General features: G+C 62.5%; 30 protein-coding genes. 17 read left to right on the top strand and 13 right to left on the bottom strand.

Annotation, left to right across the window (positions count from 1 at the left end):
* Positions 1-743: 743 nt before the first annotated feature.
* The gene (locus V8324_RS10210) at positions 744-1355 is read left to right on the top strand and encodes a hypothetical protein (RefSeq protein ID WP_336419831.1); all 612 of its coding nucleotides are present in this window, start codon (positions 744-746) and stop codon (positions 1353-1355) included.
* Here the strand turns inward: V8324_RS10210 and V8324_RS10205 are convergent.
* Positions 1336-2637 (bottom strand): tyrosine-type recombinase/integrase, encoded by a 1302-nt coding sequence (locus V8324_RS10205; protein WP_336419830.1) that lies wholly within the window; start codon positions 2635-2637, stop codon positions 1336-1338. The two genes, V8324_RS10210 and V8324_RS10205, sit on opposite strands and share 20 nt — an antisense overlap.
* 573 nt (positions 2638-3210) lie before the next feature.
* Between V8324_RS10205 and V8324_RS10200 the strand changes: the two genes are divergently transcribed.
* The 8 genes from V8324_RS10200 to V8324_RS10165 all read left to right on the top strand — a co-directional run bounded on the left by V8324_RS10200 (position 3211) and on the right by V8324_RS10165 (position 9071).
* Positions 3211-3486: a helix-turn-helix transcriptional regulator gene (locus V8324_RS10200; protein ID WP_336419829.1), complete on the top strand. Its 276-nt coding sequence runs from the start codon at positions 3211-3213 to the stop codon at positions 3484-3486.
* Positions 3483-3764 (top strand): hypothetical protein, encoded by a 282-nt coding sequence (locus tag V8324_RS10195; protein WP_336419828.1) that lies wholly within the window; start codon positions 3483-3485, stop codon positions 3762-3764. The genes V8324_RS10200 and V8324_RS10195 overlap by 4 nt, the downstream gene beginning before the upstream one ends.
* Positions 3761-4192, top strand: coding sequence for a VRR-NUC domain-containing protein (locus V8324_RS10190; protein ID WP_336419827.1), 432 nt, complete (start codon positions 3761-3763; stop codon positions 4190-4192). The genes V8324_RS10195 and V8324_RS10190 overlap by 4 nt, the downstream gene beginning before the upstream one ends.
* Positions 4189-5226: a helix-turn-helix domain-containing protein gene (locus V8324_RS10185; RefSeq protein ID WP_336419826.1), complete on the top strand. Its 1038-nt coding sequence runs from the start codon at positions 4189-4191 to the stop codon at positions 5224-5226. The genes V8324_RS10190 and V8324_RS10185 overlap by 4 nt, the downstream gene beginning before the upstream one ends.
* Complete coding sequence (locus tag V8324_RS10180) at positions 5223-5939, top strand: hypothetical protein (RefSeq protein ID WP_336419825.1); 717 nt, start codon at positions 5223-5225, stop codon at positions 5937-5939. The genes V8324_RS10185 and V8324_RS10180 overlap by 4 nt, the downstream gene beginning before the upstream one ends.
* 197 nt (positions 5940-6136) lie before the next feature.
* The gene (dcm, locus tag V8324_RS10175; RefSeq protein WP_336419824.1) at positions 6137-7363 is read left to right on the top strand and encodes a DNA (cytosine-5-)-methyltransferase; all 1227 of its coding nucleotides are present in this window, start codon (positions 6137-6139) and stop codon (positions 7361-7363) included.
* Positions 7311-7832, top strand: coding sequence for a very short patch repair endonuclease (locus V8324_RS10170; protein WP_336419823.1), 522 nt, complete (start codon positions 7311-7313; stop codon positions 7830-7832). Before dcm ends, V8324_RS10170 begins: the two co-directional genes overlap by 53 nt.
* The gene (locus V8324_RS10165; protein ID WP_336419822.1) at positions 7833-9071 is read left to right on the top strand and encodes a type II restriction endonuclease; all 1239 of its coding nucleotides are present in this window, start codon (positions 7833-7835) and stop codon (positions 9069-9071) included.
* 152 nt (positions 9072-9223) lie between these two features.
* Here V8324_RS10165 and V8324_RS10160 read toward each other — a convergent pair whose 3' ends face one another.
* From V8324_RS10160 to V8324_RS10130, 7 genes are all read right to left on the bottom strand, one after another.
* Positions 9224-10492, bottom strand: coding sequence for a Y-family DNA polymerase (locus tag V8324_RS10160; RefSeq protein ID WP_336419821.1), 1269 nt, complete (start codon positions 10490-10492; stop codon positions 9224-9226).
* Positions 10489-10923, bottom strand: coding sequence for a LexA family protein (locus V8324_RS10155; protein ID WP_336419820.1), 435 nt, complete (start codon positions 10921-10923; stop codon positions 10489-10491). The genes V8324_RS10160 and V8324_RS10155 overlap by 4 nt, the downstream gene beginning before the upstream one ends.
* 88 nt (positions 10924-11011) lie before the next feature.
* Positions 11012-11704, bottom strand: a complete 693-nt coding sequence (locus V8324_RS10150; protein WP_336419819.1) for an SOS response-associated peptidase — start codon at positions 11702-11704, stop codon at positions 11012-11014.
* A gap of 291 nt (positions 11705-11995) precedes the next feature.
* Positions 11996-12625, bottom strand: coding sequence for a hypothetical protein (locus tag V8324_RS10145; RefSeq protein WP_336419818.1), 630 nt, complete (start codon positions 12623-12625; stop codon positions 11996-11998).
* Between the two features lies 1 nt (position 12626).
* A complete protein-coding gene (locus V8324_RS10140; RefSeq protein ID WP_336419817.1) occupies positions 12627-13676 on the bottom strand; it encodes a hypothetical protein in 1050 nt (349 codons plus the stop codon).
* A 16-nt stretch (positions 13677-13692) separates the two neighbouring features.
* The gene (locus V8324_RS10135; RefSeq protein ID WP_336419816.1) at positions 13693-14202 is read right to left on the bottom strand and encodes a hypothetical protein; all 510 of its coding nucleotides are present in this window, start codon (positions 14200-14202) and stop codon (positions 13693-13695) included.
* A gap of 129 nt (positions 14203-14331) precedes the next feature.
* Positions 14332-14685 (bottom strand): hypothetical protein, encoded by a 354-nt coding sequence (locus V8324_RS10130; RefSeq protein ID WP_336419815.1) that lies wholly within the window; start codon positions 14683-14685, stop codon positions 14332-14334.
* Between the two features lie 999 nt (positions 14686-15684).
* On the opposite strand from V8324_RS10130, the gene V8324_RS10125 reads away from it, so the two are divergent.
* Genes V8324_RS10125 through V8324_RS10110 form a run of 4 tightly spaced genes read left to right on the top strand, consistent with a single transcriptional unit; the run spans position 15685 to position 18984 of the window.
* Positions 15685-16947 carry a site-specific DNA-methyltransferase gene (locus V8324_RS10125; protein ID WP_336419814.1) on the top strand — a complete coding sequence of 421 codons (1263 nt, stop codon included), beginning with the start codon at positions 15685-15687 and terminating at the stop codon, positions 16945-16947.
* Positions 16944-18314, top strand: coding sequence for a site-specific DNA-methyltransferase (locus V8324_RS10120; protein WP_336419813.1), 1371 nt, complete (start codon positions 16944-16946; stop codon positions 18312-18314). Before V8324_RS10125 ends, V8324_RS10120 begins: the two co-directional genes overlap by 4 nt.
* Before the next feature lie 2 nt (positions 18315-18316).
* Positions 18317-18763: a hypothetical protein gene (locus V8324_RS10115; RefSeq protein WP_336419812.1), complete on the top strand. Its 447-nt coding sequence runs from the start codon at positions 18317-18319 to the stop codon at positions 18761-18763.
* A gap of 5 nt (positions 18764-18768) precedes the next feature.
* Positions 18769-18984 carry a DUF7220 family protein gene (locus V8324_RS10110; RefSeq protein WP_336419811.1) on the top strand — a complete coding sequence of 72 codons (216 nt, stop codon included), beginning with the start codon at positions 18769-18771 and terminating at the stop codon, positions 18982-18984.
* Between the two features lie 266 nt (positions 18985-19250).
* Here V8324_RS10110 and V8324_RS10105 read toward each other — a convergent pair whose 3' ends face one another.
* Positions 19251-20447, bottom strand: a complete 1197-nt coding sequence (locus V8324_RS10105; RefSeq protein ID WP_336419840.1) for an IS256 family transposase — start codon at positions 20445-20447, stop codon at positions 19251-19253.
* A gap of 381 nt (positions 20448-20828) precedes the next feature.
* Between V8324_RS10105 and V8324_RS10100 the strand changes: the two genes are divergently transcribed.
* Positions 20829-21170, top strand: coding sequence for a hypothetical protein (locus tag V8324_RS10100; RefSeq protein WP_336419810.1), 342 nt, complete (start codon positions 20829-20831; stop codon positions 21168-21170).
* Positions 21171-21441: 271 nt separating this feature from the next.
* Here V8324_RS10100 and V8324_RS10095 read toward each other — a convergent pair whose 3' ends face one another.
* From V8324_RS10095 to V8324_RS10080, 4 genes are all read right to left on the bottom strand, one after another.
* On the bottom strand, positions 21442-21996 hold the full coding sequence (locus tag V8324_RS10095) for a DUF3489 domain-containing protein (RefSeq protein ID WP_336419809.1): 555 nt from the start codon (positions 21994-21996) through the stop codon (positions 21442-21444).
* Between the two features lie 103 nt (positions 21997-22099).
* Positions 22100-22369, bottom strand: a complete 270-nt coding sequence (locus V8324_RS10090) for a hypothetical protein (protein ID WP_336419808.1) — start codon at positions 22367-22369, stop codon at positions 22100-22102.
* Positions 22370-22482: 113 nt separating this feature from the next.
* Positions 22483-22701 carry a hypothetical protein gene (locus tag V8324_RS10085; protein WP_336419807.1) on the bottom strand — a complete coding sequence of 73 codons (219 nt, stop codon included), beginning with the start codon at positions 22699-22701 and terminating at the stop codon, positions 22483-22485.
* Complete coding sequence (locus V8324_RS10080) at positions 22698-22892, bottom strand: hypothetical protein (RefSeq protein ID WP_336419806.1); 195 nt, start codon at positions 22890-22892, stop codon at positions 22698-22700. Before V8324_RS10080 ends, V8324_RS10085 begins: the two co-directional genes overlap by 4 nt.
* A 123-nt stretch (positions 22893-23015) precedes the next feature.
* Between V8324_RS10080 and V8324_RS10075 the strand changes: the two genes are divergently transcribed.
* Genes V8324_RS10075 through V8324_RS10065 form a run of 3 tightly spaced genes read left to right on the top strand, consistent with a single transcriptional unit; the run spans position 23016 to position 25784 of the window.
* Positions 23016-23570: a hypothetical protein gene (locus V8324_RS10075; protein ID WP_336419805.1), complete on the top strand. Its 555-nt coding sequence runs from the start codon at positions 23016-23018 to the stop codon at positions 23568-23570.
* Entirely contained in the window at positions 23518-25572 is a 2055-nt protein-coding gene (locus tag V8324_RS10070; RefSeq protein ID WP_336419804.1) for a phage terminase large subunit family protein, read from the top strand. Before V8324_RS10075 ends, V8324_RS10070 begins: the two co-directional genes overlap by 53 nt.
* A 2-nt stretch (positions 25573-25574) precedes the next feature.
* Positions 25575-25784 (top strand): phage head-tail joining protein, encoded by a 210-nt coding sequence (locus V8324_RS10065; RefSeq protein ID WP_336419803.1) that lies wholly within the window; start codon positions 25575-25577, stop codon positions 25782-25784.

The following is a 25784-nucleotide window of genomic DNA, read 5'->3' as shown; positions in this document are numbered from 1 at the left end:
GACCCGGCCGATGCCCAGATTGAAATGCCTTGCGATGCATGAATGTCTGTTTCGGGGAATCTGGCTTGCCGAAATTTTGAGTCTCGAATGTCGGCAACGGGCCGGGCGTGTCTTGAAGGGTGACCAAAGTTCGCAACTTTGCAAACAGCACTATCTGCGCATTACTGCCGCCCAAGACCGGCATGGCGAACGGCCGCTGTGACTTGGCTCAGCCAGGGCAATTCCGCCCCGCAACAAGATGACCTCGAGTGCCACGCCATCTCCAGCCAGCCACTGGCTGTGAAGTCCTGAGCCCCGCGCCCGAACGTCTGCGCGTCTGTCAGGACGATAGGGTGCACCAACGCCGGCGATCATCGTCATCATTGGTCACCACCCCTGGGAACAGGTCTGCGAACTGGCTGAACATGCGCCGCGCCATGCGGTCCTCGACCGCGAACTCGCCTATGACTTCGTGCAAAGAGGTACCCCGTGGGTACCCCGACCCGATGCCGCGCCGCGGCAATTTCAGCCACCCGGTAAAGTTGCCGAACTCGTAGGAGACATGTCCGGTGATCTTCAATCAGCAGCCGAAAAGCTGGGAAGGGCTTTGATCTCACAGGCGCTCTAGGTCAGCTCTCGAGGCGGGATTTTTGCTCACGGAGCATGCGCTCTCAAACATCCAAGTCTCTGACAAGAGTGTGAAACTGCCGCTGACCGGGCCTGCCTGATCCGGCCAGCGGCACGCAAACGAGAGGAATCTACCAATGGGATTGCCACAACGTGTCTTCTATACTGTTCACGAAGCCGCTGCGCGCTGGGGTTGCACGATATCCGACATCGCCGGGTGGTCCGGTACGGGGTCCCTGAGAGTCGTTACCGGCATTCCCTCCGTCGAATGCGGAGAACGATCTGCCAGCGGGCTGGTGCAGATCCAGCCAACGGACATCCTGCCGATATTTCGCCGCTGCGGAACCGGGCCGCACTCCGCACCTGTCAAGCGCATCCGTCCGCTTGAGGAGCAAGAGTGGTTGCACATCAGCACCCCGGAAGAGGGCGTCATGGTCTCGATCGGGGATGTGATGATCCTGGGCAACGATGTTCAGCGCTTCGAGGACGCACATAACCTGTTTGACCGGATCGCAGAAGGCGCCGGGCTGGGCGAGGACGGTGACTACGACTGGGTCGGCATGCATGTCGAGATCACACGGCGCGTGTTCGAGGAGGGCCTGCCCATCTCGCAGGCGGAATGGATCCGTGAACTTCAGGACTGGTTCTCGAACAATTCACGTGATGGCACCTTCCCCGACGAACGGTCGATCCGACGGCGCCTGAAACCGGTGCTCGACGCGCTGAAGTTCAGGAGATCGAAGGGGTAACCCGACCTGATCCTCCTTGCTCCGACGCCGATGATGAGGACGAGTCCGCGTTGTGAACCAGCTGTGGCCTGGGCCTGAAGGCACTGGCCACGGCATCGACTCCAGCGCGCAAGGGCGAGTCCATGAGATGCGCATAGCGCTGGGTTGTTTGCATCTGGCTATGGCCCAGCAGCTTGCCGATCATCTCGAGTGAGGCCCCGCCGCTCACCAGCAGCGATGCGAAGGTGTGGCGCAGGTCATGGATGCGGACATCCTCGATACAGGCTTCCTTCTGGATGCGCCGCCAAAACCGCCGGACCTCCTGCACGGGCTGGCCCGGCGTATCGCCGGGGAAGAGCCATGGGCAGCCCGCGACCACGGCCTGACGACACTGGCGCACGATCACCGAGGCCTCGTCCGAGATAGGCACGCGGTGCACGCGCCGCTGCTTGGTCGTGGTCGCGGGCTTTGCCCATGTCAGGTGCTCAAGGTTGAAATCTTCGAACCGGGCCTGACGCACCTCGCCCACGCGGGCCCCCGTCAGCATGCAGAGCCGGATGATGTTCGCCGCCCGCATGTCTTCGGCCGCATCCAGTGCCATGCCGAGGCGAATGATTTCCTGCTGCGACAGATACCGCTCGCGGGGCGTTTCCATCCGGCGGCGAAATCCCATGGCAGGGTTGTCCTCGCGCCAGCCCCATTTGACGGCATAGGCGAACATCTTCCTGACCACCTCACCAACCCGGTTTGCGCGCACGGGCGTCGGCCTCGCCCCTTGTAGCTTGCGGGCCCGGTTATTGGGCTTTGCCTTGGCGGGCCGCGCGCGCCCCTCGGCGATCCTGGTCAGCAGCAGTTCCACATCGTAGGCGCTGACCTCAGTGATCAGCATCCGGCCCCAGGCGGGCGCGATGAACTTCTCCATCATCGCACGCTGATCAGCCGCGTTCCGCGCGGCCAGATGCGTCAGGTGCACCTCGACGTAGCGCTCGATCAGATCGGCGACGCGGGGCGCCTCGCGGCCGGCATCGCGGCTCGCCAGCGGATCGCCCCCGGCATCGATGTCCCGGCGCAGCTCCTTGGCGCGCGTCCGCGCCGCAGAGACGCTCCATTCCGGCCAGCGGCCAAAGGTCATCCGGCGCTGGCGTCCTGCGTAGCGGTAATCTAGCGTGAAGGCCCGGCCTCCGCTGCGATAGATGCACACGGCAAAGCCGCGCAGCTCGGTGTCGAAAATCTGGTAGTCCCGGCCCGCCGCGGGCACGGCGTCGCGCAGGACCACCTCGGTCAGTTTCTGCCTGTTTCCCATCTGCACACCTCTCTCTTGCCCCTCGTGATGACGCGTAAAACGCCGCGTCTATCAAGCAGAGCATGACGCCGGGGGTGGCAGGGAGGCACGGGGTGGCACGCCGGAGACAGGTGGCGTGCCATCCCTTGCTTTATTGCGGTTTCGGGGGCTCCAGCGACAAATGAGAAATCCGTGCCGGTCTAACCGGGCCGCGAATCCCATCGGCAAACAGACCTGCAGAGTGCCAAAGCCGGGTGTAAAACCGCCGAATCTTGTAGATTCCCAATGAAATCAGGGGGTGGCACGCATTCGTGCGCGGTGCCACCCCCGGTTTGAGCACGAATGCGCGCGAATCCCCTGTAAATCAACGCGAATGCAGCCGAATGCGCGTGAACCGCCGAAAGGCCGAAATTGCTGCATTGCGGCGTCGGCCTCGGTGTTGCGACGCCAATCGCCCGCAAAGCCAATAAAATAAGGGGTGGCACGGGGGTGGCGTTTTGCGTGCCACCCCGTGCCTCCCTGCCACCCCAGGCGATCTGTCTCACTGGCACCAGTCGACGCCCGGTGTTCGGGCGCGCCAATGGGAGATGCCTGATGCAAACGATGAATGAGACACAGCCACGGCCAAATACCTCCGAGGGGCTCATGGGAGGCTGGATCAGCCGCCCGGATCTCGCCCAGCAATTGGGGGTGTCTGAAAGCACCCTCCGCCGCTGGGAAGCCGAACGCTGGGGGCCGCCCTGTATCCGGGCCGGGCGCAAGATCTACTACCGCCGCGCGGCCGTTCTGGACTGGCTCGAGCAGCTGGAGGACCAGGGCTATGGCCGGGCCCGGACACGCGGCCATCGCCGCGCGGGAGGCCGTCGATGAGCGTCCCCCTGCCCTTCCGCAATCAGCACGGCTCCCGGGCGCGCCGCGACGAGGCCCGCCAGGACTGGATCGACGAGCGGCTGCGCGAGGCCCGCATCGTGGTCGCCGACGTGGTTCATCACTCCGATCACATGGTGCGGCTCGCCTGCAATGTGCTCGTCCGGCATGGCCAGACCGCCGAAGAGCGTGAGGATGCCCGGCTTCTGCTGGTCGTCCTCGAGGCGAAATCACCGGGGCGCGCCGAGCGCGCCCGGCCGAAGCGGGAGGGCGGGCGATGAGGCGCCGCGGGACACCTGAGGCGGACCTGCAGCGGGCTGTCGTCAGCGCCCTGCGCTTCGCCCTGCCGAAGACGGCCATCATCCACCACTGCGCCAACGAGGTGACCGAACCCGGGCCACGCGGCGCGAAACGCCAGGCCATCCTGGTCGGCATGGGCGTGCATCCCGGCTTTGCCGATTTGTTGGTGCTTTGCGACGGCCGCGCGCTGTTTCTGGAGCTGAAGGCGCCCAAGGGCCAGCTCAGTCCCGCGCAGGTGGTGTTTCGCGATGCGGTCCGCGCGCAGGGCTTCGGCTGGGCGCTCGTGCGCTCGCTCGACGACGCGCTGGCCGCACTCGCCGATCACGGCTTGACCACGCGCGTCGCGCAAACCGGCGAGCCCGGCGCGGGGCACACTTCCAACACCACGGCACGGAGGGGCACGCCATGAGCCATGCCGCCACCAACTGGGCGATCCAGCAGCGGGGCTTGAAGCCCACCGCCAAGATCGTGCTCTGGCATCTCTGCGATCGCTTCAACCCTGATTACGGGTGCTTTCCCTCGCAGAGCCGTCTTGCGTATGATTGTGAGATCAGCCGCTCGACGCTGAATCTGCACCTGGTCCAGCTCGAGCGCGCGGCGTTGCTGCGCCGCGTGCCCCGCATCGATCCGGTCACCAAACGCCAGATGGCCACCCGCTACATTCTGGGGTTCGAGCCGGGCTTTACACAACAGGAGGCGGACCCGTGTCCGGAAACCGGACATGGCCCCGGCGACGCGGGCGGCGCCTGCGATGAGGGCGCCGATACCTCTACCGATGCACAGGATCCGGCCGAGCCGTGTCCAGATTCCGGACACGGGAACCCCGAAAGACCCGTGTCCGATTTTGGCGCCGACCCGTGTCCGAAAAATGCCCCGACCCGTGTCCGGAATCCGGACACTAACCCTGTAAGGGAACCTTTAAGGGAACCAGTAAAGGAGGAGGAGGGCGCGCGAGCGCGCGATTTCGATTTTGATCGGTTCTTTGCAGAGCTGCTCAGCGCGCTGGGCTTTGCCCCCAACGCCACACTGCCATCGTGGTGGCAGGGCTGGCCGCCCCGCGAGCATGTCCGACGCTGGTGCGATGATCTCGGCCTCAGCGCCGAGGCGATCCTCGCTGTTGCCGAGAAAACGCGCCACGACCATCCCGACCCGCCGGACGGGCCCAAGGCCCTCGATCGCGCCATGCAGCGCGCCGCCCAGCGCCAGGCGCAGAAAGGGTCCGGTTCCCAGAAGGCCGAAGAGCGCGCCGGTGGGCGCAGGCAGCGCGGAAAAGCTCCCTCCGGCCCGCTGCCAAGCGAGGACGAGCTCGCGGCCTTCTATGCCGGGATGGTGAACTCCGATCAGTTCCTGCCGGCCAACATGATCAGCACCACCATGCGCGACGCCATGCTGGCCCGCGGGCTGGTCACGGCGGACCGGCTGCGGGCGCGAGGTGTGCTATGAGCAGGATGGATCGCAGGCTGCCGCGAACGCCGGCGCAGGGCAACGCGCGCGGCAGGGCGAAGCGCGCCATGAGCGTGCAGCAGGCGCTGGAATGGGCGTTCCGCGTCGAGAAGGCCCGGTTGGAACTGCCGGAGCGGTCGAAACCCGAGCACGCGCATCCCTCGGGCGTTGGCCTGGAATACGTGCTGATCCAGCGGGCTGCGCTGGGCTGCAAGGTCGATGGCGGGCGCTACAAGATCGGCGACGACACCCACCCGGATGCCGAGGTGATCGCCGCCACGGTCGCGGGGCTCCCCGAAAGCCTCGGCGGCAAGCGCATGGCAATCCGCGTGGCCGAGCTCGCCCGCGCTGGTCTGACGCCGGACTGGATGCCCGGTGCCGTGCCGCGCTGCGTGCCTGTGGACGTCCGGCGCAACAAGCATGGCGAGCGTGCGAAAACTGTCGTCGTCGGGACCGCGCGCATTCGGGTCCGGGGCCCAACGCCCCGCGGCAGATGGAAAACCGTCGAGATCCTTGCCTGCCCGGTGACCTTTTCCCCGCATCCAGAGCAGATCGCATCTGCCCGAAAGGATTATGACGAATGGCGGCAGGCGCTGGGCTGGGTGCGCGACGGGCTGATCGCGGGCGGGATGCTGCGAGAGGTCGAGGTGACAGGGGTGATGCCGAAGGCACGGCCGTGGGTCAGCGCTTCCGGGAGATCAGGTTTCGAATGAGCTGTGCGGGACGAGGCTTCATCTCAGTTTCTTTGGCCCGATCCCGGATGAGGATCATAACACATCATGGGGGTCCTGTGACTGTCAACACAATATCAGGGGATTTGTTTGCGCATTGTTCTTGCTTTTCGGGAACTGCCCGCGCATTGTGTCAAAAATCGACCCAGGGCAGGGGCGGTGCAGGATCAGGAGCAGATATGACGGAATTCGCGACACTGCTGCAGCAGGTGGGCTGGCCCGTGGCAGAGGCTGCCTCGAAGCTCGGATATTCCGAGGGGCACATCTATCGCTGGAAGCGCGGCGAGGAAAGCCCGCGCAACGGTGTCCTGCGCCTCCTGCGCCAGGAGATCGGGGCGCGGCGGTCAAAAATGCCCGAGGGGGATTTCTCCTTCATCGATCTCTTCGCCGGTATCGGCGGCCTCAGGCGGGCCATGGAGAAAGCGGGCGGGCGCTGCGTGATGACCTCGGAATGGGATAAGTTCGCTCAGGCAACCTACCATGCCAATTTCCCTGATAACCGGGCGATCGAAGGTGACATCCGGACGATCGATGCAGACCAGATCCCGGAACATGATGTGCTCGTTGCGGGATTTCCCTGTCAGCCCTTCTCAATTGCCGGCGTGTCGAAGTTCAATGCGCTGAGCCGTAAGCACGGGTTTCTGAACGAAACACAAGGCACGCTTTTTTTCGATGTGCTGCGTATCCTGCTGCACCACCGGCCTGCGGCATTCCTTCTGGAGAACGTAAAGAACCTGAAAAGCCATGACCGCGGGCGCACGTTCGCGGTCATCCGGCGCAAGCTTGAGGACGAGCTGGGATACAAACTTCACACGCGCATCATCGATGCCGCCCATTTCGTGCCCCAGCACCGCGAGCGCATCGTGATGGTCGGGTTTCGTGAGGACGTCCCGTTCTCCTTTGACGAAATGGCGATTCCGCCGCGTGGCAACAGGCGCATGCGCGATATCCTGCACCCGGAGGACGGCAGTGAGGCGCCCGAAAGCCACTTTACCTGCGGGCCGGAGGCCGCAGTCAGCGAGCGTTACACGCTCTCCGACAAGCTGTGGAGCTATCTGCAGGGGTATGCGGCAAAGCACCGTGCAAAGGGCAACGGCTTCGGCTTTGGTCTGGTCGACGGTGACAGTATCGCCCGGACGCTTTCTGCGCGCTACTACAAGGACGGCTCGGAAATCCTGGTCAGCCGGGGAGAAGGCCAGCGTCCCCGGCGGCTCACCCCACGGGAATGCGCCCGTCTCATGGGATATGAGGACAGCTTCCGCATTCCTGTCTCCGACACACAGGCCTACAGGCAATTCGGAAATTCAGTTGCGGTGCCGGTATTCGCCGAGGTCGCCCGCGTCATGCATCCGCATGTTCTGGACCTTATCAAAACCGGACCCGCGCCACTCAATAAAGTTGGCTGATGTTCACGACAGCGCCACGCGCAGCCGCAATATGGCGGCGATCGGCGGCCGCGACACGAAGCCCGAACTCGTGTTGCGGCGCGGACTTCATGCGCTGGGCTTCCGCTACCGTCTGCACAGCCGCTACCTCCCCGGCCGACCTGACCTCGTGTTTGCCAGATACAGCGCTGTCATTTTTGTAAACGGCTGTTTCTGGCACGGTCATGACTGCGATTTGTTCCGCTGGCCGAGGACCCGTGAGGAGTTCTGGCGCAGGAAAATCGGCGGTACGGTCGCACGTGACCGTGCCGCCCACGCCGCGCTGAACGAAGCGGGCTGGCGGACCGGTATCGTCTGGGAATGCGCGATGAAGGGCCGTGGCCGCCTTGAACCTGCGCGCATGATTGCGGTGGTTGCGAACTGGCTGCGTTCCGGCGAGGGTCACCTTGATCTGACCGGCCACAACGCCGGGCCGGATAGCGAGGGCTGAATGGCGGCGCGTGGTTATCTTTCGGAATATTTCGCTGGCGCGGGCGCCAAGGTGCTGCGCGGGACAGAGGTCGATCCGGCCGTCTCCAATGGTCATGAGTTTCAGGGGGTGGACGCGTTTCGGCTGTTCCTCGGAACCCCGGCCGAAAAAGAGCAGGTTCCCGTCACCTATATCTGGATGGATGACGAACAGGAGGAGCCGGATCGCCTGGAACTGCACGGCACCTGGTACGACAGCCGTCGCGGCAAGGGGCATCGCGGTCCCGAATACCGGCTGTATTATCCCGCCGCCAGCGAACCCGTCGTCCACCGCGCCCGCGAGGGGGACACGCTCTTTCTGTGCATGACGGCTGAACGTCGCGTGCTGGCAATCCTCTGTCCGGCCGGCAGCAGCACTGAACAGAAGCTCCTCTGGCTGTTTGGGCTGAGCCTGACCGAGGACTACAGACTCAGCCCGCGAGAACTCCCTGCTGACGGCGGGCGGGATATCGATCTGGCCGCCCGCTTCATTCTCGGTGAGCTCGGAATCGAACCCGAGGAAGAAGAGCCCGATGCGCTGGACAGGCTGGTCGATCGTTTCGGCCTGAAATTTCCTGGCACCGCGGAATTCTCGGCATTTACCCGAAAAACGCTGACCGGCGTGGATCCGCGCGATGCTCCGGACGCGGCCCTGATCGCATGGATGGAGCACGAGGAGGCGCTGTTTCGCAGTCTCGAGCGGCGGGTGGTGGCGGAAAGGCTGACGGAAGGGTTCAGCGACGGCGAGATGGTCGATGTTGACGGGTTTCTGTCGTTTTCGCTGTCGGTGCAAAACCGGCGAAAATCCCGCGCCGGATGGGCGTTCGGCCACCATGTCGAGGCGATCCTCAAAGCACGGGGCGTTCGCTACCGCCGCGAGGCAACGACGGAAAAGCGCAACGCCGCCGACTTTCTGTTCCCGGGTGAAGCTGAATATGCCGACCCGTCATATCCCTCAGCACGGCTGTCGATGCTCGCGGTGAAGACAAGTTGCAAGGACCGGTGGCGTCAGGTGCTGGCCGAGGCCGACCGGATTGCACCGAAGCATCTTCTTACGCTTGAGCCAGCGATTTCAGAAGCCCAGACACATGAGATGCAGGCTTCTCAGCTGCAGTTGGTCCTGCCGGCACCACTGCAAGAGACGTACAGGGCGCCGCAGCGCGAATGGCTGATGGATGTCGCAGAGTTTTTGTCCATGATCGAGACCAAAGCGAAAATATGAATTCACCACGGTCGGCAAAGTTCCTGCTGCTGTCGCAGAGCGGACAAAGCACCATCCGACGGTACCAAACACCGGCGATAATCACGCCGCCAGTGATGAGGCGAACGCAACTCACTAATCGTGTGCAGTCCGGTGCTCGATCCGTACGTGCTTCACCGCACGACCGGCAGATCCGACAGACGTGTGGTATAGCGCGGGCTGCGATGATCGGCGCGCAACTGCCAGGATCGCGACATGCCCTCGCTCGCGAGCACCATGGTCTTCTTCCCGAACCGACTGTTCACCGCGTCGAGCGCGCGCATCAAGGCGGGCGAGCCGCGCGGCGCATCAAACAGCGTCCTCGGGCGATCTTCGAGCGGCAGCAGATCATCGAGCATGACACCCGCCTTGGTGAACGCGTAAGCGTGGGCCCCGGTTTTCGGCCATGCCGCCAGGGCGCAGCGCTTCGCGGCCGCGACCAGCTCGAACGTGTCCGATGACATCGGCACAATGCGCGTTGTCCGGGATCTGGCATATTGCGGCCGGTCCGGGCGGTGCCGGTTCGTGTGGAAAAAGACGGTCATCGTTCCGGCCACGAGCCCGTGCTGTCGCAGCTTCTCCGCAGCGCGCGTCGCGTGCGCGGTGATCGCCTCGAACAGCGTGTCGAAGTCCTGCATCGGCGTGCCGGCAGACCGGGTGACGGCCATCCCCTTGCGCTGTGGCGCGACATCATCGAACGCAATGCAGGGCTCCCCCTGCAGCTCCAGGACGGTGCGTTCCAGCACGACCGTGCCCAGTGCGCGGGCCTGGCGCGGCGGCATGTCCCGCAGCTCCGCGGCCGTGCCGATCCCCAGCCCGTGCAGCTTGGCTTCGGTTCTGCGGCCGATGCCCCAGATGTCGCCGACGGGGACAAGCGGCAGAAGCCAGTGGGCGAGGCCCGGGTCCATCATGTCCAGAACGCCCGCGAAGATCGGGTTCTTCTTGGCGATGTCGTTGGCGCATTTGGCGAGCGTCTTTGTCGGCGCGATCCCAACCCGAACGGGCACACCGACGCGGCGCAGCACGTCGCGGCGCATGGCGCGGGCATGCGCCACCCGGTCCCTGAACCCGCCGAAATCGAGAAAACACTCGTCGATCGAGTAGATCTCGACGTTGGGCGTGTAGTCCTCATAGACCGCCACCACCCGCCGGCTGATATCGCCGTAGAGCGTATAGTTCGAGGAGAAGACCCGGATCCCGTGCGCCTCGACCTTGTCGCGGATCAGGTGCAGCGGCTCGCCCATCCTGATGCCGAGCGCTTTCGCCTCGTCGCTGCGCGCCACGGCGCAGCCGTCATTGTTCGACAGCACGATCACCGGCACGCCCTTCAGGCTGGGGTCAAAGATCCGCTCCGCGCTGACATAGAAGTTCGCGCTGTCGCTGATGGCGATCGGGTTTGTCACGCGAGATCGTAGCGCCGCACCACGCCGGCAATGACGCCCCAGATCTCGCTGTCCTCGGTCAGCTCGATATCGGGGAAGCTCTCGCGGCTGTTAGCCGTTGCGAGGTAGAACTTGCCGTCCCGCTTGCGCAGGATCTTCGCATTGACCGCGCCGTCGACGACCGCGAGGACGGCGCGCCCGAGGCGCCGCTTGCCGGCCCTGTCCACGGCGATGATGTCGCCGTCCCGAATGCCGACGTCCCAGAGACAGTCGCCCTCCACGCGCCACCAGAAGGTCGAGGACGGGTGGCGCACGACCCAGGCGATCGGATCGATCTCATCCTCGAGATCATCGCCGGCCGGCGACGGGAAGCCCGCACTGGCGCGCGGCAGGCGCAGCGGGACGGGCTGCCCTTCCGCGAGGACAGGGGCGTCTATCGGATAGACCGGCATCCGCGAATCCTTCGGTGTTCATGATGTGTTCTCGCATACATCAAGCACCGGGTCCCCGGCTGTCAAGCGGTGACCCGAAGGCCCGCGGTTATCCGGAAGCGCCCAGACCGCCCCGATCGGACTTGAGCCCCTCGCCGCTCTGGTGAATCACCATGCGCTCGGCCGGAAGTGATCGGATCAGCGCGAAAGCCTCATCGGGGGTGCCGGTCAGCCATTGCTCGTAATCTCGAGTATCAAGGATCGTCGGCGAGCGATCCGGATGCGTCTGCCGCGTCAGCGCGTTCGGCGTCGTCGTGATCATCGAGGAGTTGATCATCTCACGCTCTTCGCCGCCGCCGTAATTGCCCTTGTAGAGGCGCCAGATCCCCGCGAGGGCGAAGGGTGGTCGTTCCTCGTCGCCGACCATGCCGAACCAGACATAGGTGGCCGGGTTGCGCCCCTTGGGCTCGCAGTAGCTTGTGGCCGGGATCAAGCATCGCCGGTCCTCGAAGCTCTTCGTCCAGAACCGGGAGTTGCGCAGCTTGTCGTCCCGCGCGTTATTGATCGCCTTGGGCTGGATCGGATTGCCGGTCTTCTTCGAGACCTGGGGCATCACGAACCCCCAGTGCGCGTGCTCCAGCCAGCGGGAGCCGTCCGGATCGACCCCGACGATCGGCGACATGGTCTTCGGGAAAATGGCCGGCAAGGGCTCTGCGTTGCCCAGCCGGTCATTCGCGGGTTCCACCGCAAACAGGCTGCGCATGGCCTCGGGCGGCATGGTGTTGGAATAGAGATTGCACATGGCTGCGATGATAGCTCACCGATCAGCATGAAGCATTCTGAAAAATCACCTGAATTCAATGCGAGACCAGACGACGCGCTGGGCAAGCTCATCCGAGGGTGCTCGGCGAAACCGGCGCATGGCCCTTGTCATCGACGCCGAGCACCGATGCCGATGCGGTCAGCGGCCCGCTCAAGTAGCAAACCGGTCATCCGCTCTGCTGATGTCGAACGGCGGCACAGCGCAGTGAACTGCCGGTGCAAAGTTGCGAACATCCGGCCGCTACCGTGGCCGAGTTTTGCACCTTCGTTCTCAACCTCGGACCGCGATGATGTTTGCCATATCGGGTTCCGGGCTTTTCCAAGCCACTTCAAATAAATCAAACTTAATAGGGATGTTTAATCCCCCCCCAGGTCCGGGATCGTGACAAAAAATATTTTCCCCGGACAATGCTTCTACAATCAATATGTGACCCTCACGGCCTGGCTTTCCATCCAAAATACGTCGATTGACATTTACCATTAACAACCAATTCTCTTCGAGATACTTAAGAATATCTTGGCGTGCGGGTACCTTCTCAAGAAATTGCACAGACTGCAACTCAAGGCACTTGCGCACCGCCGTTTTTTCAGCTTCTAAATCGGTTTCTTGAATAATTGCAGCGACGGTATCGGGATCACCAACTTGTCTTCTTATAGCCTCTTCAGGATCACTCAAGAAGAGCTCGATATCAAAATTTTCTTGGTCAACGACTTGCAACCCAAACGAAGCTAGACCGAGTAGCATTCTGAATTGCCATGTCCCTCTGCCTTCAACATAACCAGTAATTTTGTCAGCCTTCTCACAACCAATATCTTTACCTGTCTTGGCATGTACAAACATTCGGAAAGCTGCTTGTACGCATCGCGTCTTGCCGCCGTATATATATTCTGTAATTTTCATTCTATAGCTCCTTCGTGTCTTCGAACCATGTGACAACAATACCGTCACCAGGCACGGACCATAAATCAAGCGGTATAACACACACACCATTGTGGAATTGTGTTTCTGCTCTCCATCGAGACGAGGCCATGAATCGATGGACTTTGACGGCATTTTGTTGTTTAGGCGCAAGAGCCTTAACGTCAATTTTTACCTGCCTCACGAGTGAAATCCGATCATTCATCCAATAGGCGAATGGACATCCTTTTGACTGTGAAATTCGGTAGTTGATAACGAAGCGAGCCAGTTGCTTATTTGGTATTTCTGAAATAGAGTTTACTTCTTCGAAAAGCTCGAAGTCATCGATAAGAGTCCCCGGCAGGCCAATTCTTCTAGCTATCTTTCGTTTCTGTTTTGCCGGTAATTTTTCCATATTTAAGAGTTCTACATCCTTTGAGTTCGAATCATAGAATTTTGGTATTCTTTTTATCGTCGCGGGAATGCCAAGATTTGGATCATTTGAATAGAATGCCTCGTTTACCTCACCTGTGGCCAGCAAACTTTCTATCAAACCTGTGCTACGGGAAACGGCAACTAGAAACCGGTTGTCGGGAGTTTCATAGGATAGTTCTACGTCGATCAAAAATGCATTTTTTGTTTCCTGTAAAGCAAGTGATACATCTAATGCTTTTAGCACATCGGATTCAATAAATAAGTTTTCGACCATTTGTGTAGCGGCTTCTTCACCATATAATTTGGCGAAACCTAACTGTGCAAGTGCCTTGCCTTCACTTGTAACGATAGCGCTTTTAAGAAGATTGTATGAGGTCGTCCCAATCTCATGTTTCGCAATATAATCATGTGAACTTTTGCAACCGTCTTTGAACTCGAAGAACAATCCAATAAGAAGCAATAAAATCAAACCCTGTGTGTTTTCTTGAAGAAAGCTCACTATCCGCCCTGACCATTGGATACCTCCAAGTATTCCATCAAGTAAATCAGACAAACCATCCCATTGGAGAACTGCAATAAATGCAATTAATATAATGAAAAAGATGTAAGATCGACGCATGAGTAGCTCACCGCCGCTACAACAAAAAATCTTCTGGCGGTGTAATGAACGAATAACATGTTGTGGCGATTGCACCGTGATGCGATTGGGCGGTGCGTGCATGGGCAATTGCGCGACCAGGCAGTGCGAGCGTTACACCAAACGTTACAGGAACTTGGATGGACAATCCGCGGTCTCCAAACACCTCCATCATAATTCGACAAAATCCGTCGAGAGGTTCATTCGGAATTTGGTTTAGCTCGTCGATATCGGCCTGCGATGCGCGACCGAAATTGGGGAACAAAAGTAATGGTGATAGCTTTTCAGAAAGGCCTGTGATCAGCGTAATATGCGCGCTAGCGGCATCGTGATGTAGAAAAGAATAATGATTTCTTTCGTAGTATAGATAAGCTGCACGCGTCGGCAATACATCGGAACCGCAATTTGCGAACAGTTTCGCGTGCTCTCTACCCAAGCCCCTGTGATAAGTGGTCAGTGCGGAACCTGGACCAGACACATAACATCTACCGCGGTTATTGACCGCCATGTCAAACTCTAATGAGCAAGTTTCACAACCAACAAGATCTGCTCGATCTCTTTGGTTAAATGACTCCTTTTGTAGAGCTCTGACGCTAGTGCTTTGTAACTCGAATTGACGATAAAGTACCACGGATTTTCACATAAGTTTTGAATATGAAACCCAAGCTGTTGCTGGCTGAGTCGCGGCTGCTGCTGATTGTCCGAATATTTTATCTACTGACGTAGTCCAGCAATAATCCGGCGGCGTGCCAAAATGTGTTTCGTATTTGTCCAGATCATTGCCATAAGGTGCGTCAATGTCGTTACCGGCCAACTTGATTAGGATTGCCAAGAGCGTCCCATCAATCGGCATCGCTTTGACGCCCTTAGACCAAAGCAATGATGCTCGTTCATATTCCACAATCGTTTCGTTTACCCACATTTCGAGGTTGTGCGAGACAGGCAAGCTAAATCGAAACTGCTGAATAAGTTGGTCGTTAAGCGGATTCATCAAGTGTCCCCTTCCGTTGTCGCCCGTCTTACCACGTCAACCGGCATTTCTCAAGCGGGCTGGCAGGTGGTCATGGCGATTTAATCCAAGCTGGAAAACTGTTGCACTGCGGTGATTTGGCTGACGAAATCAAGTTGGGTAGCCTGATCGGAGGTGACAGGCATGTTTTCGGTTCGAACACTATTGCGCGAGGTTCCTGATCTGTGGGGTCGGAAAGGACGGCAAAATCCCTTGAGGCGCTGCTGGGCCTGATACTCTTGTCGATGCTTAGCGGTCGGCAGGGGATGGCGGCGGTGTTTCGGCTCGCCCCAGCCGACGCTGCACCTGCAGTGAAGGATCACTTCATCCAGCAGTTTCCCAGTTCGCGACGCACGCGGTGAAGGTCAGCTTTCGAAGACTCGAGCCAAAGGGCCGTGAGTCCGCTTCGGGCTGACACTGGTCCTTCGCCACATCAAGCCCGAGCGGCCGCTTCGGTGACTAGCGCACCTCGGCCCTACGGGTCGCTTGCACCCCCCTCCCATGGTTCCTCCAGGGCGCTGATCGTATACGGGGGGGCTGAGCGCGCGATTTCGCTAGCGACTGGATTCCTCACCGGGGAATCCACCTGGAATCCACCCCGACCGGTCGACTCGGATTTCTGACTCGTTATCAGGCACTTGCTCGATCGCTGGTCTGGCCAGGTGGATTCCTCGAAGGAATCCAGAGAAGCCACCTGCTCGGAATCCACCCGAGCCTGAAGCCACCCGAGGAAGCCACCCCGAGATGCCCCTTGCAGGCCTATCACGGCGCTTTTCGCGGAAAGTGTTGATTCAAATGCAAAAAACCCTTTGACATTCCTAGCCCCCTTGACGTACCCCTTAATAATCGAAGAATTGCGCGCGGAGGATACTCCTCGCGGGCGTGTTGCTTTTTCCCGACATCGCAGATTTTGATGCTGTCGCCGACCGGTCTGGTCGCGCGTCTGTGTCTGTCCGCCTTTCACCACAGCAGAGAACACCCATGGATCTTGTCTTCGCGCCAAGCGAGATCGAGGCGTGGCCGATCGACCGGCTGCGCCCCTATGCCCGCAATGCCAAGATGCACGGCGACGACCAGGTGGCGAAGATCGCCGCCAGCATGGCGCAGTTCGGCTGGACCGTGCCCTGCATGGTGGCCGACGATGGCGAGCTGATCGCCGGGCATGGCCGGGTGCTGGCCGCCACCATGCTGGGGCTGACCGAGGTGCCGGTGATCCGGCTGAGCCATCTGGACGAGGCCGAGCGCCGGGCCTACCGGATCGCCGACAACAAGCTCACGGAACTCGGTGACTGGGACGAAGCCATGCTGCGCGACGAGATCGCCGGGCTGCTGGCCGACGACTTCGACCTCTCGCTGCTGGGGATCGGTGAGGCCGAGCTCGACGCCCTCCTGCAAGACCCCGAGGCGCAGGACGGCGACGGCCCGGTCGAAGGCGAGGATGACACTCCCGAAGCCCCGGCCACGCCGGTCTCCGTGTCGGGGGACCTCTGGCAGCTTGGGGATCACCGGCTGATCTGTGGCGACAGCACGTCGGCCGATGTGGTCGGGGCGCTGCTTGGTGACGTGAAGCCGCTGCTGATGGTCACAGACCCACCCTATGGCGTGGCCTATGACCCTGCGTGGCGTAACCAGGCGGGCGCCGCGAAGACCAAACGCACCGGCAAGGTGCTCAACGATGACCGTGCCGACTGGCGCGAGGCATGGGCGCTGTTTCCCGGCGATGTCGCCTATGTCTGGCACGGAGCCCTGCATGCGGCCGAGGTGGCGGAGTCGCTGACCGCCTCGGGTTTCGGCATCCGGTCGCAAATCATCTGGGCCAAGGATCGGCTGGTGCTCAGCCGCGGCGACTACCACTGGCAGCACGAGCCCTGCTGGTATGCCGTGCGAACCAAGGCCAGGGGCCACTGGGCCGGTGATCGCAAGCAGACGACCCTGTGGCAGATCCCAAGCAAGGATCAGGACAGCGAGACGGTGCACGGAACGCAAAAGCCCGTGGAGTGCATGCGCCGCCCAATCCGGAACAATTCCAACCCCGACCAGGCGGTCTATGAGCCCTTCATGGGATCCGGCACCACGCTGATCGCGGCCGAGACCACGGGCCGCGTCTGCTACGGCGCGGAGCTGAACCCGGCCTATGTCGATGTGGCAATCGAGCGTTGGCAATCCTTTACCGGCGAGGACGCGGTTCTGGCCGAGACCGGCGAGACATTCGCGGCGCTCAAAGCCAAGAGGCTGGGGGCATGACCGCGCCCCTTCTGCCGCGCCAGATCGCGCACTGGCCGCTGTCGAGGCTCAAACCTTACGCGCGTAATGCCAAGACGCACGACGCCGACCAGGTGGCGCGGATCACCGCCAGCATGGCCGAGTTCGGCTGGACGGTGCCCTGCCTTGTGGCCACGGACGGCGAGTTGATCGCAGGCCATGGCCGCGTCCTAGCCGCCGCACGGCTTGGGCTCACCGAGGCGCCGGTGATCGTGCTCGAGCATCTGACCGAGGCGCAGCGTCGAGCATACCGGATCGCCGACAACAAGCTCACCGAACTCGGCGGTTGGGACGACGCGCTGCTGCTGGAAGAACTGCGCGGGCTGATGGCCGAGGACTTCGATCTCGGGCTGATCGGGATCCCCGAGGACGAGCTGGACGCCCTGCTGCATGATGCAAATGACGGTGACCGCACGCCCATCGACGATGACACCGCGGATACGATCCCTGAACCCCCGGCAGAGCCGATCACGCGCCCGGGGGATATCTGGGCGCTGGGCGACCACCGGCTGATCTGCGGCGATGCCACCGAACCGGCGGTGGTGGCGCGGCTGATGCAGGACGAGGCGGCCACGCTGGTGTTCACCTCACCGCCCTACGCGCAGCAGCGCGACTATGGCGCAGCAAAGGAGCAGGTCGGCGATTGGGATGCGCTGATGCAGGGTGTTTTTGCCGCTGCCCCGGTCACGGAGGCCGCGCAGCTACTGGTCAATCTCGGCCTGGTCCACCGCGATGGCGAGTGGATCCCGTACTGGGAGGGCTGGGTCGCCTGGATGCGCACGCAAGGGTGGAGACGGTTCGGCTGGTATGTATGGGATCAGGGGCCCGGCCTTCCCGGTGACTGGAACGGGCGGCTCGCGCCCTCGCACGAGTTCATTTTCCACTTCAATCGCGCGCCGCGCAAACCGCACAAGACCGTACCCTCCAAGCACGCGGGCGAAACCCTCGGCGGCGGTGGCCTGCGCACCATGCAGGGTCAGGTCAGGCCCAAGACCGGCATCGGCAACGCGATCCAGAGCCATCGGATCCCGGACAGCGTCTTCCGCATCATGCGCCACAAGGGCGGGCTGGGGACGGCTGGATCGCATCCGGCGGTGTTCCCGGTGGTGCTGGTCGAGGCGGTGCTCACGGCCTTCACGGATCCCGGCGACCTGGTCTACGAGCCGTTCTGCGGCTCGGGCAGCCAGCTGGTCGCGGCCGAGCGCACCGGGCGGCGCTGCTACGCGGTAGAACTGGACCCGGCCTATTGCGATGTGGCCGTGCGGCGGTGGGAGATGGCAACCGGCAAAGTAGCACGGCGAGACGCGACCAGAGCGAAAACTGATGATCTGGAAACAACGGAGGAATGAACATGCACTGGAGAGTGGGCGATCTCGTACAGGCAATTCCGATCCCGCGCGATGATCTGAACCAGGCCATATCGCGCAACGGATTTCGCCCGGAGCATACACCGTCGCCGGGAAAGGAGCGCTTGTATGGCTGGCGCGACGTGGTGGCGATTGCCGCGTCACAGGAATTGCGCAACATCGGCTATGGGCCTTCGATCGCATTTCAACTGTTGCAGGAGCATCTGTCGCCATTCCTGCGCACCACGGTAGGCCATCCGCGCCACTGCATGGGACTCCTGTGGTTGATCGACAAGGTTGAGGACACGCCCGGCCAAAAGCACCGATGCAGGTTTCTTCAAGGTGCCGACGCTGCTCATCTCGTGATCGAGGCCAGCAAGAACGGGGGCATCGTCGTCAACGTGGGCCGGATCGCAGACCGTATCCTTGATGACCTGCCCGCGACGGGATGAACTGAATGACCCAGTCCCGCCGCATGTCGCTTGTCGAAGCTGCCACAAATGTCGTTGTGGGATATGCGCTCGCGGTCGCCACGCAGATCGTGGTGTTTCCGTTGTTCGGTCTGCAGGCGAGCCTCGGCGAGAACCTGGCGCTGGGCGGGGTATTCACCGGCATGTCGCTCCTGCGCGGTTACGCGCTGCGCAGGCTGTTCGATGCCGCGCAAAGACGATAGCATGCGTCAGCTGTGCGGGACCGTCCGGCCGTTCCCTGCACGTGCGAGATGGCCGTTGCGCTTCTGCCGGATGCCCGACGGAGAGATCGACAGACGAGCTGTCGCTAATGTCATGGGCTGATAAATCGAACCTTTCCAAACCCGACATCCTCGAAAGCAGACCGACCCGAAAGTGTCGCGGTTGGGGGTCTTCCTTGAGCCGGATGCTGGATAGTGCCCCGTGGCGTGGTGTAAGAACGCCGACCTTCGGAAAGGTCCAGATCTGATCAGGTCGCCACGGCGGGCAACCTGATGTTGGGATTGTCGTTCACGCGCGCGAGGGTTTCAAGACTCATGTATCGGCGCGCGACCGTCCATTCGTCATTGGTCTCGAGCATGATCGCCCCGACGAGCCGGATAATGGCGTCGTCGTTCGGGAAGATGCCCACGACGTCAGTGCGCCGCTTGATCTCGCGGTTCACCCTCTCCAGCGGGTTCGTCGACGCAATCTGGGTCCAATGCTCGCGTGGGAAGTCCATGTAGGCGAGGACGTCGTCGCGCGAGGCGTCCATGAAGGTGCCGAGCTTGTCCTGCTTTTCTCGCAGCGCGTCGGCGACGGTGTCCCACTGGGCTTCCGCGTCGGCCTTGCTTTCCTGGGCGAAGATCGTCTTGAGCATCGCCGCCACGGCCGTGCGCTGCTTGGCCGGAGCATGCGCCAGGGCGTTGCGCATCCAGTGAACCCGACAGCGCTGGTGGGTCGCGTTGAAGACCCGGCGTGCGGCCGCGCGCAGCCCCTTGTGGTCATCGGCGATCACAAGCTTCACGCCGCGCAGGCCGCGGTCGGCCAGGGAGCGCAGGAAGTCGGTCCAGAACGTCTCGGCCTCGGATGGACCGGTCGCGACACCCAGAACCTCGCGCTTGCCGTCCTCGTTGACTGCCACGGCCACTATCACGGCACGGCTTACGATCCGGCCACCATCGCGCGCCTTCACGTAGGTTGCATCGAGCCAGAGGTAGGGCCAGGCCCCCTCCAAGGGCCGCGACAGGAACGTGTTCACGCGCTCGTCGATCTCGGCGCAGAGCCGGCTAACCTGGCTCTTCGACATGCCGCCCGCGCCCATGGCCTTGACCAGATCGTCCACCGAGCGGGTGGAAATCCCCTGAACGTAGGCTTCCTGTATCACAGCCACGAGGGCCTTCTCGGCCGTGCGCCGCGGTTCGAGGAAACTGGGAAGGTAGCTGCCCTTGCGCAGCTTCGGGATCTCCAGCGGGATGCGACCCGCCCGGGTGTCCCAATCGCGGTCGCGGTATCCGTTTCGCTGAACTTCCCGCAGGGGCGAACGCGCACCCTTGGCCGCGCCGGTCTGCGTCTCCACCTCGGCTTCCATGATCCGGCTGGCCGCAAAGGCCAGCATTTCACGCACAAGATCGCCATCGGCCTGCTGTTCAACCAGTTCAAGCAGTGCCATTCTCTCATCGGTCATCGTCATCTCCGTCTTTGGTTTCGAGTTTTGCAACCCAAACCTTTGCCGAAGATCGACGGTGACCGCCAGCGTCACCACCGGCCGCGCGCTGCGCTACGCCGGGGGCTCCGCGCGCGGCCTCTTACACCAATCGTTGGGACACTGCCGGATGCTGACGTTTGGCCGGGTCCGTCGTTTCATCTACGCCCTCAGCAGGCTTGGAATCGTGCAATGCACGCCTCGCGCGCGTGGCCATCAGAAACGTCATTAACAGTCGTGTGCTCGCGTTTTTTTTATGATCCTCTTTGATCACGTCAGAGAGTAAAGTGCGTTATTGCTCAAGACTCCCGTCTTTGCAGGCAGCTCCTCCATGGGCGGGAGCTCACAGAAAAAGGATCAGCAATGAATATTCCCGAAGCTACCAAACCCGCAGTTTGGGGTGCCATAGGTGGCGCCATCGTCGCGATTGTGATCGGATTTGCCTGGGGAGGATGGGTGACTGGTGGAACAGCGTCCGAGATGCAATCCGCCAGTGCGGAATCAGCCGTCGTTCAGGCGTTCACACCCCTCTGCGTCGCCAAGGCCGAGCGAGAGCCGGAACAGATCGCCTTGTTAAAGGAAGAACGGAGCTATCAGCGTGACAACTTCGTGGTCGAGGCTGGCTGGGTCGACAATGTGAGCGAAAAGTATCAGTCGGAAGTGGCCGATTCGTGTGCCGATTTGATCGTAGAAGGCATGGAATAGCGCAGGCGAGTCCCGCCAAGGCACATCGTCACTCTTTCTCCATGTTGAGCATCCGGACGGCGTTTCAAGCCGATTTGGCAGCTTCATCGGCGGGGCCAGCACATGGATTGGCGGGGATACTCTGCCGCGAATTTCCACAATGGGCAGGCTTCGCTGCAGCATATCGGTAGACCGATGAAGGGCGGAAGTGGGCTCAAAGCCGTCATCTGAGTCTTTCAGTCGGACTTGGTAGTTCCGCAATATGCCTGACCGGCGGTAGCGTAGGATCCTGTCACGTGAGCCGATGCACCGTTCCCCGTCCTTGTTCCTTCGCTGAAGTGATCGCAAGACCCAGCTTCTTCTTGAGCCCGCCCGAGATCATGCCTCTCGCTGAATGCGGTGCCCATCCCGTCACCTCGACGATCTCACCAATGGACGCCCCCTCGGGCCGCTGAAGCAGCGCGATGATCTGGGCCTGTTTCGTGCCCGCCCGGACGGCGACGGGTTTCGGGGCATCGGGCGATTGGGGCGTCGGCGCGGGATCCGGCTTGGTCTTGCGTGGATTGGGCACTGTGCTGGCCACGACCGGCTCGATCCCGATCACTTCGAGCCCGGCCTCGGTGGCGACCAGCGTAGTACCATGACCATCGCCGGTCTCGCGCCAAAGTGGATCACCGAGGCGCAGATCCGCCTCGACCTCTTGGAGCCAGCCGCGCGAGATCATCGCAGCCACGGCTTTCTTCGCGGCGGCCCCGTGCAGCCCGTCGGGCAGCGGCATGGCCAGATTGCCGGGGCGCGTGGCCGCGCGATTGAGGACGATGGTCTGGGTATCGGTGAGTTTGAGCATGAGGACCTCCGGTTCTGACAGGGCGGCGCGGGATTGCGCGGCCTCCTACCGGGTGAAGCCCGCCGCGAAGGCAGGCCGCACCCTTCTCCGGGGATTGGAAAAGCTAGCGGGCGTATTCGCCCTCGCCGAAAGCGCTGTCTGTGATACGCTTGAGCAGGCCGTTATAGTGCTCGAGGGTTCCGACCATGGCCCAGCCCACCTCGTCGGGGTGGCAGTTGAAGTGATCGTCGCTGAGCGCCTGCAGGCGCGCGAGCCTCTCGTCGATCTCTGCCTTCTTGCCGATGAAGGCGTTCAAGGCTGCCTCCTTGTTGCGTCGGGCCTTCTCGGCGCGGAGCTGGTGGCGGGGCGTGGTTTGCGGGTTCAGGCTGGTCATGGTCTGGCTCCGTTGGGTGAGTTGCATCGCTTCCGTAGCATCATGATCGCTCTGGCGGGTCGGAAAGTGTAGGCAAATCAGGATTATAAGATTGCTTTCTGCCCCGATGCCGATCATATCAGCCGCATGCCGGCCAGCACGGTGCTGGCGGCGGCAAGCTGACTGGTAGGCAGTTCGATCTTGAGATGCGAGATCACGTCCGACGCCTCGGCGGTCATGCCGTTGTCGCGCAGTGCGGCCTCGATGGCGTCTGCGACAGCATTGGGGTTCTTGCTGTCAAACCGGGCGGGCAGCGTGTCGTGATCGATGCGGATGGTGGTGATGGCGGTCATGCGGTCTCTCCGTCCTGCTGTTCGAGCATTGCGAGGATGGCGCAGGCCATCCCGCCGAGGAATTCGCTGCGGCGAAAGACGATCTCGTCTATGTTGTTTGCCGTGGTGATCGCGGGATCGACCGCGAGGTCTTCCGCCATATGCGGCAGCAGGCGGGCAGCCTCGGTGTTGTAGCGTTGGGCGATGGTCATGGGCGTGTCTCCGGTCAGGCTGTGTTGTCCTGATCCGAGAATCGCTCCGATCCGGAACGTAATCAACTGAATTAGACGATCTTTATCGTTTATCTTCAATAGACTAACGGAGCGCATTGGGTCGTGGAAGGTCTCTCTGAGCGTGCCTATGCCGCCCGGTCCGGGCTGTCGCGCGGGGCCGTGCAGAAGGCGCGCAAGACCGGGCGGCTGGTGCTTTATCCGGATGGCTCGATCAATGCCGCGGCCTCGGATGCGCGGCGGGCAGAGATGACCGATCCGGATCAGCAGCACCGGTCCGCCGGTGGTGTCGGGAGTGGTGACACTGCCGGCACCGTCTCCGGCCCCGGCGACAGCGCCTCGTACCTGAAGGCCCGCACGGCGCTGACGGTCTACCAGGCACAGGAGCGCCAGCTCGCGATCCAGCGCAAGAAAGGCGCGCTGGTCGATCGCGCCCGCGCCGAGACGCTGGTGTTTCGCCTCGCGCGGCTGGAGCGCGATGTCTGGATTACCTGGCCCACGCGCGTGGCGGCGCTGATGGCCGCGCAATTGTCCGCCGACATGGAGACTGCATCCGGGACGCCCGTGACGATCGAGACGGCGATCCTGCAAAGGGTGCTGGAAACCCATGTCCGCGAACAACTCGACGCCCTGGCCGACCTCCGGGTCTCGCTTGAATGACGCAGATCATGACGAGGGACTGACCGACGACGACCTGACCGCGGATCTCGACCTCGGGTTCGACGGCGCCGAAGACATCCTGCACGCTTGGCGGCGCGGCGTGCGCCCCGACGCGGATCTCACAGTCTCGGCATGGGCGGATGCACATCGCTGGCTGTCCTCGCGTGCCTCGGCCGAGCCGGGACGGTATCGGACCGCCCGCACGCCGTACCTGCGCGCCATCATGGATGCGCTCTCGCCCGGCCATCCCGCACAGCGCATCTCGTTCATGAAAGCCGCACAGGTCGGGGCCACGGAAGCGGGCAATAACTGGATCGGGTTCGTGATCAACCACGCGCCGGGGCCGATGCTGGCGGTGCTGCCCACGGTGGAGATGGCCAAACGTACCTCACGCGGGCGGATCGACCCGCTGATTGCGGACAGCGCCGCGCTGAAGGAACGCGTGCAGCCCGCGCGCTCGCGCGACGCGGGCAACTCGATGCTGTCCAAGGAGTTCCCAGGCGGCATCCTCGTGCTGACCGGCGCCAACTCGGCAACGGGCCTGCGCTCGATGCCCGCGCGTTACATCTTTCTCGACGAGGTGGATGCCTATCCGGCCTCGGCCGACGAGGAAGGCGACCCGGTCACGCTGGCCGAGGCCCGGACCACGACCTTTGCGCATCGGCGCAAGGTATTCATGGTCTCGACGCCGACCATCCGGGGGCTTTCGCGCATCGAGCGCGAGTTCGAGTCCTCCGATCAGCGGCGCTACTTCGTGCCGTGCCCGCATTGTGGCCATATGCAATGGCTGCAGTTCGAGCGCCTGCGTTGGCAGAAGGATCAGCCGGACACCGCCGCGTACACCTGCGCGGGCTGCGAGACGCCCATTGCCGAGCATCACAAGACGGCGATGCTGGAAGCGGGCGAATGGCGTGCCACAGCGGACCCCGCGGATCCCAAGGCCATCGGGTTCCACCTCTCGGCGCTCTATTCGCCGATCGGCTGGAAAAGCTGGGCGCAGATCGCGCGCGACTGGCTGGCCGCCCAGGGCTCCGACGAGATGCTGCGCGCGGCGCGCAACACGCTGCTGGGCGAGACATGGGTCGAAAGCGGCGAAGCCCCGGACTGGCAGCGTCTGGCCGACCGGCGCGAGACCTTCCCGGCACAGATCCCCGCGGGCGGGCTGTTCCTGACCGCCGGGGCTGACGTGCAGAAGGACCGTATCGAGGTCGATGTCTGGGCCTGGGGGCGCGGCGGCACAAGCTGGCTGGTCGATCACATCGTCATCCCGGGTGGGCCGGATGACCCGGCCTGCTGGGAGGCGCTCACCGCGCTGCTGGGCCGGACATGGGTGCATGAGCACGGCGCGGTGATGACGCTGGCGAAGCTCGCGATCGATACCGGCTACGAGTCTGCGGCCGTTTATGCCTGGGCGCGTCAGCAGGGCACGGCACAGGTCGCGCCGGTGAAGGGCATGGAAGGCTTCAACCGCGCCACGCCCGTGTCGGGGCCGACCTTCGTGGATGCCACGGTCAACGGGCGCAAGCTCAAGCGCGGCGCCCGGCTCTGGACCGTGGCCACGGCCACCTTCAAGGCCGAGACCTACCGCCATTTGCGGCTGGAGACGCCGAGCGACGAGCAGCGCGCCAACGGCGTGCTCAACCCGCCCGGTACAGTCCATCTGCCGGACTGGGCCGACAGCGAATGGCTCAAGCAGCTGGTGGCCGAGCAACTGGTCACGATCCGCAACAAGCGCGGCTACGCGCGCCAGGAATGGCAAAAGCTGCGCGAGCGCAACGAGGCGCTCGATACCCGCATCTATGCCCGGGCCGCGGCCTGGATCCTCGGCGCAGACCGGTTTGACGCGCGGATGTGGCAGAGCCTCGAGCAACAGGCCGGGGTGGAGACCGCCGCCCCCGAGCCGGACGCGGCACCCGAGACACCCACCGAGCCTCAGGCGGGGCGCGTGACGACACCCCGGCGGCGCGGCTGGCGGGTGAGCACGCCAAAATACATGGAATGAGCATGACCCTCGACGATCTCAAACGCCACCACGGCGCACTGCTGGCCGCGCGCTACAGCGGCACGCGCAGCGTGAGCTATGACGGCAAGACCGTGACCTATGGCTCGGACGCGGAACTGGCGGCCGCGATCGCGGATATCGAGCGGCGGATCGCATCGCTGGAACGCACCGGCCGCCGCATCCTCCGCCCGTATGCCGCAAAGGACCTGTGA

This window comes from Roseovarius sp. D22-M7, assembly GCF_037083785.1.
Taxonomy (GTDB): Bacteria; Pseudomonadota; Alphaproteobacteria; order Rhodobacterales; family Rhodobacteraceae; genus Roseovarius.
The sequence above is the reverse complement of the archived record's forward strand: the minus strand, read 5'-3'. Positions and strand labels throughout refer to the sequence as shown.

Coding starts and splice junctions, on each gene's coding strand:
- V8324_RS10090 (WP_336419808.1), bottom strand. CDS start 22,369: ATGACCAGCCTGAACCCGCAAACCACGCCCCGCCACCAGCTCCGCGCC.
- V8324_RS10080 (WP_336419806.1), bottom strand. CDS start 22,892: ATGACCATCGCCCAACGCTACAACACCGAGGCTGCCCGCCTGCTGCCG.
- V8324_RS10110 (WP_336419811.1), top strand. CDS start 18,769: ATGACCCAGTCCCGCCGCATGTCGCTTGTCGAAGCTGCCACAAATGTC.
- V8324_RS10105 (WP_336419840.1), bottom strand. CDS start 20,447: ATGACCGATGAGAGAATGGCACTGCTTGAACTGGTTGAACAGCAGGCC.
- V8324_RS10125 (WP_336419814.1), top strand. CDS start 15,685: ATGGATCTTGTCTTCGCGCCAAGCGAGATCGAGGCGTGGCCGATCGAC.
- V8324_RS10130 (WP_336419815.1), bottom strand. CDS start 14,685: ATGAATCCGCTTAACGACCAACTTATTCAGCAGTTTCGATTTAGCTTG.
- V8324_RS10140 (WP_336419817.1), bottom strand. CDS start 13,676: ATGCGTCGATCTTACATCTTTTTCATTATATTAATTGCATTTATTGCA.
- V8324_RS10065 (WP_336419803.1), top strand. CDS start 25,575: ATGACCCTCGACGATCTCAAACGCCACCACGGCGCACTGCTGGCCGCG.
- V8324_RS10120 (WP_336419813.1), top strand. CDS start 16,944: ATGACCGCGCCCCTTCTGCCGCGCCAGATCGCGCACTGGCCGCTGTCG.
- V8324_RS10190 (WP_336419827.1), top strand. CDS start 3,761: ATGAGGCGCCGCGGGACACCTGAGGCGGACCTGCAGCGGGCTGTCGTC.
- V8324_RS10095 (WP_336419809.1), bottom strand. CDS start 21,996: ATGCTCAAACTCACCGATACCCAGACCATCGTCCTCAATCGCGCGGCC.
- V8324_RS10200 (WP_336419829.1), top strand. CDS start 3,211: ATGCAAACGATGAATGAGACACAGCCACGGCCAAATACCTCCGAGGGG.
- V8324_RS10210 (WP_336419831.1), top strand. CDS start 744: ATGGGATTGCCACAACGTGTCTTCTATACTGTTCACGAAGCCGCTGCG.
- V8324_RS10100 (WP_336419810.1), top strand. CDS start 20,829: ATGAATATTCCCGAAGCTACCAAACCCGCAGTTTGGGGTGCCATAGGT.
- V8324_RS10165 (WP_336419822.1), top strand. CDS start 7,833: ATGGCGGCGCGTGGTTATCTTTCGGAATATTTCGCTGGCGCGGGCGCC.
- V8324_RS10185 (WP_336419826.1), top strand. CDS start 4,189: ATGAGCCATGCCGCCACCAACTGGGCGATCCAGCAGCGGGGCTTGAAG.
- V8324_RS10170 (WP_336419823.1), top strand. CDS start 7,311: ATGTTCTGGACCTTATCAAAACCGGACCCGCGCCACTCAATAAAGTTG.
- dcm (WP_336419824.1), top strand. CDS start 6,137: ATGACGGAATTCGCGACACTGCTGCAGCAGGTGGGCTGGCCCGTGGCA.
- V8324_RS10155 (WP_336419820.1), bottom strand. CDS start 10,923: ATGCCGGTCTATCCGATAGACGCCCCTGTCCTCGCGGAAGGGCAGCCC.
- V8324_RS10205 (WP_336419830.1), bottom strand. CDS start 2,637: ATGGGAAACAGGCAGAAACTGACCGAGGTGGTCCTGCGCGACGCCGTG.
- V8324_RS10085 (WP_336419807.1), bottom strand. CDS start 22,701: ATGACCGCCATCACCACCATCCGCATCGATCACGACACGCTGCCCGCC.
- V8324_RS10070 (WP_336419804.1), top strand. CDS start 23,518: ATGTCCGCGAACAACTCGACGCCCTGGCCGACCTCCGGGTCTCGCTTG.
- V8324_RS10115 (WP_336419812.1), top strand. CDS start 18,317: ATGCACTGGAGAGTGGGCGATCTCGTACAGGCAATTCCGATCCCGCGC.
- V8324_RS10135 (WP_336419816.1), bottom strand. CDS start 14,202: ATGGCGGTCAATAACCGCGGTAGATGTTATGTGTCTGGTCCAGGTTCC.
- V8324_RS10145 (WP_336419818.1), bottom strand. CDS start 12,625: ATGAAAATTACAGAATATATATACGGCGGCAAGACGCGATGCGTACAA.
- V8324_RS10150 (WP_336419819.1), bottom strand. CDS start 11,704: ATGTGCAATCTCTATTCCAACACCATGCCGCCCGAGGCCATGCGCAGC.
- V8324_RS10180 (WP_336419825.1), top strand. CDS start 5,223: ATGAGCAGGATGGATCGCAGGCTGCCGCGAACGCCGGCGCAGGGCAAC.
- V8324_RS10195 (WP_336419828.1), top strand. CDS start 3,483: ATGAGCGTCCCCCTGCCCTTCCGCAATCAGCACGGCTCCCGGGCGCGC.